The organism is Nitrobacter winogradskyi (assembly GCF_006539545.1).
Classification (GTDB): domain Bacteria; phylum Pseudomonadota; class Alphaproteobacteria; order Rhizobiales; family Xanthobacteraceae; genus Nitrobacter; species Nitrobacter winogradskyi_A.
In genome coordinates this window covers 1-5,514 of sequence record NZ_BJNF01000117.1, presented here as the reverse complement: position 1 = coordinate 5,514, position 5,514 = coordinate 1, and the positions used below count along the sequence as shown (strand labels likewise).

General features: G+C 60.7%; 4 protein-coding genes and 1 pseudogene. 4 read left to right on the top strand and 1 reads right to left on the bottom strand.

Annotated elements, in window-relative coordinates:
- Positions 1-591 precede the first annotated feature (591 nt).
- Positions 592-1,962, bottom strand: a complete 1,371-nt coding sequence (locus NWI01_RS17710) for a PQQ-dependent sugar dehydrogenase (protein WP_141385281.1) — start codon at positions 1,960-1,962, stop codon at positions 592-594.
- 280 nt (positions 1,963-2,242) lie between these two features.
- On the opposite strand from NWI01_RS17710, the gene NWI01_RS17705 reads away from it, so the two are divergent.
- The 4 genes and pseudogenes from NWI01_RS17705 (at position 2,243) to NWI01_RS17690 (ending at position 5,256) form a co-directional block, all read left to right on the top strand.
- Complete coding sequence (locus tag NWI01_RS17705) at positions 2,243-2,965, top strand: DUF1428 domain-containing protein (protein WP_141385280.1); 723 nt, start codon at positions 2,243-2,245, stop codon at positions 2,963-2,965.
- Complete coding sequence (locus tag NWI01_RS17700; RefSeq protein WP_141385279.1) at positions 2,958-3,158, top strand: hypothetical protein; 201 nt, start codon at positions 2,958-2,960, stop codon at positions 3,156-3,158. The genes NWI01_RS17705 and NWI01_RS17700 overlap by 8 nt, the downstream gene beginning before the upstream one ends.
- Positions 3,159-3,360: 202 nt before the next feature.
- Positions 3,361-3,429: pseudogene (locus NWI01_RS19900) on the top strand (helix-turn-helix domain-containing protein); the annotation flags it as partial.
- Between the two features lie 78 nt (positions 3,430-3,507).
- Positions 3,508-5,256 (top strand): SulP family inorganic anion transporter, encoded by a 1,749-nt coding sequence (locus NWI01_RS17690; protein ID WP_375782192.1) that lies wholly within the window; start codon positions 3,508-3,510, stop codon positions 5,254-5,256.
- Positions 5,257-5,514: the final 258 nt, after the last annotated feature.

Genomic DNA, 5,514 nt, shown 5'->3' with positions numbered 1-5,514 from the left:
TTCGCATCAACCCCTTGTTCCTGGCCGGTGGTTATGCCCAGTTCACCTATGGATGGAATTACTGGGGTCCGACCGGCATCTTCACGCGCGACACCCATGTCGTCGTGCGCAAGATGGAGAAGGTGGAATGGTAGGCGATGTTACGGCGTCTTGATGGGCAGCAAGGCTTGAAGCGCTGTCACATGGGGTCGGGCAAACGCCCACATTGACTCAGCGGAGTTGTCTGCTGCCGGCCTCATCCGTCGGAGTTGATATAGTTCTGGTCGAGGCACTCGTTACCAACGCAGAGCTATATCTCCCCGCGGTCAGGAGATCGTTGAGCAAGTAATGTGATTGCTCGTGTAAGGTGTCAGATTCCAGGGTTGGATAAGGTAAGCGCCCGTCCGTGAGGACGGGCGTTGCGTTTTTAAGAGGAAGCCTGATCAGTGAAGCTCCCCAGCTTCCCCATCTTTCAGGTTCTGCGATTTCTGAAATTGTCGCGCACGGGTTCGCGTCGCGGGTCGGCTGATCCTCACATCTCAGACATTATGACGTTCTCTTCGTGAGTTGACGCGTGAGCTGGCTCGCAGCAGTTATGATGCGAAGCGATCACTATGGTTCCGGCCCAACGTTTCCGGCGTTTGTCTGGCCGGATTGGCTCGGCGTTACCCGCCAGACCTTATCGCCGACATCGTCCGCCACCAGCAGCGCCCCATCGCGGGCAACGGCAACGCCTACGGGACGTCCAGCCGCACTCTCATCAGAACGCAGGAAGCCGGTCAGGATATCCCGCGGAGGTCCGGCCGGCTTGCCGTCACTGAACGGCACGAAGATCACCTTGTAACCGCTGCGCGGCACGCGGTTCCATGATCCATGTTGTCCGATGAACGCGCCGTTCTTCATTTCAGGCCCGAACAGGCTCCCGCTATTGAAAGTAAGACCAAGCGCAGCCGTATGGGAGCCAAGCGCATAGTCCGGCTTGATGGCCTTTGCGACCAGGTCGGGTCGCTGCGGTTCTATGCGATCGTCGACGTTCTGTCCGAAATAGCTGTATGGCCAGCCATAGAACGCACCGTCCTTCACTGAGGTCATGTAGTCCGGCACGAGATCGCTGCCGATCTCGTCGCGCTCGTTGACCACGACCCACAGTTCGCCGCTGTCAGGTTGCCAGGAGAGCCCGTTGGGATTGCGCAGCCCCGTCGCAAACAGGCGTTTTTGTTTTGTGGCCAAGTCGATTTCGTAGACGGCGGCGCGGCCTTCCTCGGCCTCCATGCCGTTCTCGCCGACATTGCTGTTGGAGCCGACGGTGGCATAGAGCTTCGTGCCGTCAGACGATGCGATGATATCCTTCGTCCAATGGTGGTTCAGCCCTGCGGGCAGATCGGTAATTGTTTCCGGCTTCGCGGTGATTTCCGTTGCGCCTTCCTGATAAGGAAAGGCCACGATGCCGTTGGCGTTGGCGACATAGAGCTTGCCATCGAGCAGCGCCATGCCGAAAGGTGAAAACAGTCCGGTGATGAAGGGCTGCCTTAACTCCGCTACTCCGTCGCCGTCAGCGTCGCGCAGGATGGAGATGCGATTCGCGCTGGGCGTGCTGGCGCCTGCGCTGTTCATTACGATCTTCGCCACCCAGCGGCGGATGCCCATGCTGCTTTCATCCTGGGACGGCTTGCTGCTTTCCGCGACAAGCACGTCACCGTTCGGCAGCACATGCAGCCAGCGCGGATGATCAAGTCCGTCGGCGAACTGGGACACGGCATAGCGGTGAGCGGCGGTCGGCATTTCGCCTTGCTTCCACGACTCGGCCTTGGCCTGGTTCACGGTCGGCAGAAGGCGCGGGTCCGGCGGAGGAAGTTTCGGATCAGAACCGTATTGATCCTCGAGCGCAACGGTTGCCTGTTCCTTCGACAACAGGATTACGCCCGCTCCTGCGAGGGCGGCAACGAAGGCAATGGCAAGCAAAGCAATAAGCAGTTTCTTCACGCCGGGGTGTCCTCTTTGGAGGTTCAACGCCCGCCGTCGTCGGCCGTTCCGTCGTCGGAAGACCGTTGTAAGCCACTTCGTGGCTTCTGGCGCTCCGCTGGACATGGCGCAATTATGTTGATATCAACTTTATTTCCGGGTCGGTCATCGTGAACGGGGAGGCCGCGGCGCTTAAGGGGACAACCGGCGCCGTTCCGGAAGAACGCCACGAAATAGGAAACGATGAACTGACCCGCTGTCCCGGGCGTTCCCTGAGCGACAGTTCTCAAGGAGATTCTCCATGCCCTTCATCGAAGGATTCGTGACCGCCATCCCCACCGCCAATCGCGAGAGCTTTCTCGATCATGCGAGACAGGCGGTGCGTGTCTTCCAGAGATTGGGCGCCAGCCGGATCGTGGACGCCTGGGGGGACGACGTGCCGAAAGGCGTGACTACCGACTTCTACCGCGCCGTCGAAGCGAGGGAGGACGAAACGATAGTTTTCGGCTGGATCGAATATGCCGATCGGGCGACGCGCGACGCCGCTTCGGAAAAGATGATGAACGACCCGGGCATGGCCGAGATCGGCGAGATGCCCTTCGACGGCAAGCGAATGATCTTCGGCGGCTTCGAGCCGGTCGTTGACCAGGGTAAGGGCGGCAAGGCCGGATATGTGGAGGGTTTCGTCGGGGCCGTGCCGACCGCCAACAAGGAAAAATTCATCAGCCATGCCGCGGAAGTTGCTCCGCTCTTCCTGCGCGAGGGCGCGTTGCGTGTGGTGGAAGGCTGGGCCGCTGACGTGCCGAAGGGCAAGGTCACCGACTTTTATCGCGCCGTGAAGGCGGAGGAAGACGAGACGGTCTTCTTCTCCTGGGTCGAATGGCCTGACAGGGCGACCCGCGACGCCGGCCAGGAAAAAATCTTCGCCGAGATGCAGACGCATATGAAGGACAACCCGATGCCTTTCGACGGCAGGCGGATGATCTTCGGCGGCTTCAAGGTTATCAACGAGGCGGATGCCTGAGACGGTCGCCAACCGGCAGGGCGTTCCGACCTGGTACGTTCATCACCTTATTAAGGCGCGCTTCCCGGTTTGCGCGGGGAGGGTGGAATGCCGGACCGCCTGCATCGGAACCGTGACGGGCGAAGTGCCGAATGGACGGCCCGGCTGGGAGGTCTATTTCTCCTTCGACGCCATGACCACCCTTCATTCGTGACGACCGGCGGATTCGCGCCGGTGGCGCGACCCATTATTTTCCTTCGGGTTTTCAGGAGGAAGACCGATGGCAAACGCCGAAGTCGGCGCGCGCGGACAAAAGGCCGGCGAGGAAGCGCCACCCTTCACAGAGGCAAGCTGCGGTTATTTGCCCTACTTGATATAGCGAATGTAAAGTAGGATACATTAGAAGACGGCGAGCCTTGATCACCTCCGCGCAAATGCGTGCTGCACGCGCCTTGTTCGGCATCGACCAGAAGCAATTGGCCGAGGATGTCCGGGGTTTCGCAGCGCGACGGCGACCTACCGGCCCCGGCCGATAATCCCGCCGTTCAACGGCATAAGAAGGGATGCGTATGGCTCCGGTTGAACCGACCTTTGTTGAACAATTCACCCCAAAACTTATTACGGTACTTCGAGAAGGTTATGGGTTCAAAAATTTCCGTGCTGATGTTCTAGCCGGGCTGACCGTCGCCATCGTGGCGATACCGCTCTCGATGGCGATCGCCATCGCTTCCGGAGTGAGCCCGGACCGCGGTTTGTACACCGCGGTCGTCGGTGGGTTCGTCGTCTCGCTTCTGAGCGGTAGCCGGTACCAGATCGGAGGCCCCGCAGGCGCGTTTATCGTCCTTGTGTCCGTGACCGTCGCGCTTCACGGGGTGGAAGGGCTGATCCTTGCCACCCTGCTTTCGGGTATCATCCAGCTCGTGATCGGGCTGTTCAGGCTTGGGACCTTCATCAAGTATATTCCGTTCCCGGTGACGATCGGGTTCACGGCGGGCATCTCCGTGATCATCTTTGCCAGCCAACTCACCGGGTTGCTGGGTCTCACCCTTGCGGGAAAAGAGCCGGGGGAGCTGATTCCCAAGCTGATGGCGATTGGTGAGGCGCTGCCGACCATCAGCACGGCGGCGGTGGTCGTCTCCCTGCTGTCTATCGCGGTGATCGTCGCGATACGCCGCTTCCGTCCTAACTGGCCCGCGATGTTGATTGCGGTTGGCATTGCCTCGGTTGCGGTCTGGGCGCTCGGCCTGCCGGTCGAGACGATCGGCACGCGATTTGGTGGCATACCCCAGACGTTGCCGACACCCGCGCTCCCCGCAATCTCGCTGGAGAGGATCGCGGAGGTGCTGCCCGCGGCTCTGTCCTTCGCGTTGCTGGGGTCGATCGAGAGCCTGTTATCGGCGGTGGTCGCCGACTCCATGAGCGGGCACCGACACCGCTCCAACTGCGAGCTTATGGCGCAGGGTTTCGCCAACATCGCAGCTCCGCTCTTTGGCGGATTCTGTGTAACCGGCACCATCGCCCGCACGGCGACGAATGTGCGCTCCGGGGCACACGGCCCGATCGCGGGCATGCTGCATGCGGTGTTTTTGCTGCTGTTCATGCTCATCGCCGCACCACTGGCCTGGTTCATCCCGCTGGCCGCGCTCGGAGCGGTGTTGGCCGTGGTGGCGTGGAACATGGCCGAAAGGCACGCATTCGCGATGCTTCTGCGCGCTTCGCGCAGCGACGCGGTGATATTGATGACGACGTTCCTGCTGGTGATCTTTCGCGACCTCATCGAGGGCATTCTTGTCGGCTTCGGGATCGGCGCGCTCCTGTTCCTGCATCGCATGGCGCAGTCGGTGAAAGTCGAGAATGCGCGTTCGCTGATCGATGAGAACAAGCTGGATAGCGTCAATGGTAACGGCCGCAAGCCGTATGATGCCGATCTCGACGCTGATCCCGCCGTGGCCGTTCACCGGATTTCCGGGGCGTTCTTCTTCGGGGCAGCGGCGAATGTCGGCGAGGAGCTCGACCGTCTTGACGAGCATGCGAGGGCCTATGTCATCGATTTCTCGGAAGTGTCGATGATCGACTCTTCCGGAGCGGCGACAATTGAGGGATTCATGCACAAGGCCCATGGCCGGAAAGCGCCCGTCTACATTGTCGGGGCACGTCCCGCGATCCGGCGTACGTTGTTGGTTCACGGCATAAAGCCGCCTCACGTGAGATTCCGCAACGACCTGACCGAAGCCGTCGGGGCTGCGCATAGCAGGACAGCGCCTGGCAGACGTCGCGGCGCGGATGAAGAGGAGGAGGTGGCGGCGGCGTGAGCCGCCTCCGGCCACAGCCACCGGAGCGGCGCATGTTCGCGCATGGGTGAAGGGGGATGGGGCTGCGCTTCCCCGGCTGCGGGGAAGGCAGACGGTTTCCGGTTTTAGAGCATGATCCCGACCCGAAGGACCGCGCCAGCGCAAAGTGGAAACCAGCTTTCGGATAAGATCATGCTCAAACAAAAGATGAGCGACGAGGCTGATTCAGTTGAACAGAATCTAGAGCCTCGCTTCTGATTAATCAGAAGCGAGGCTCTA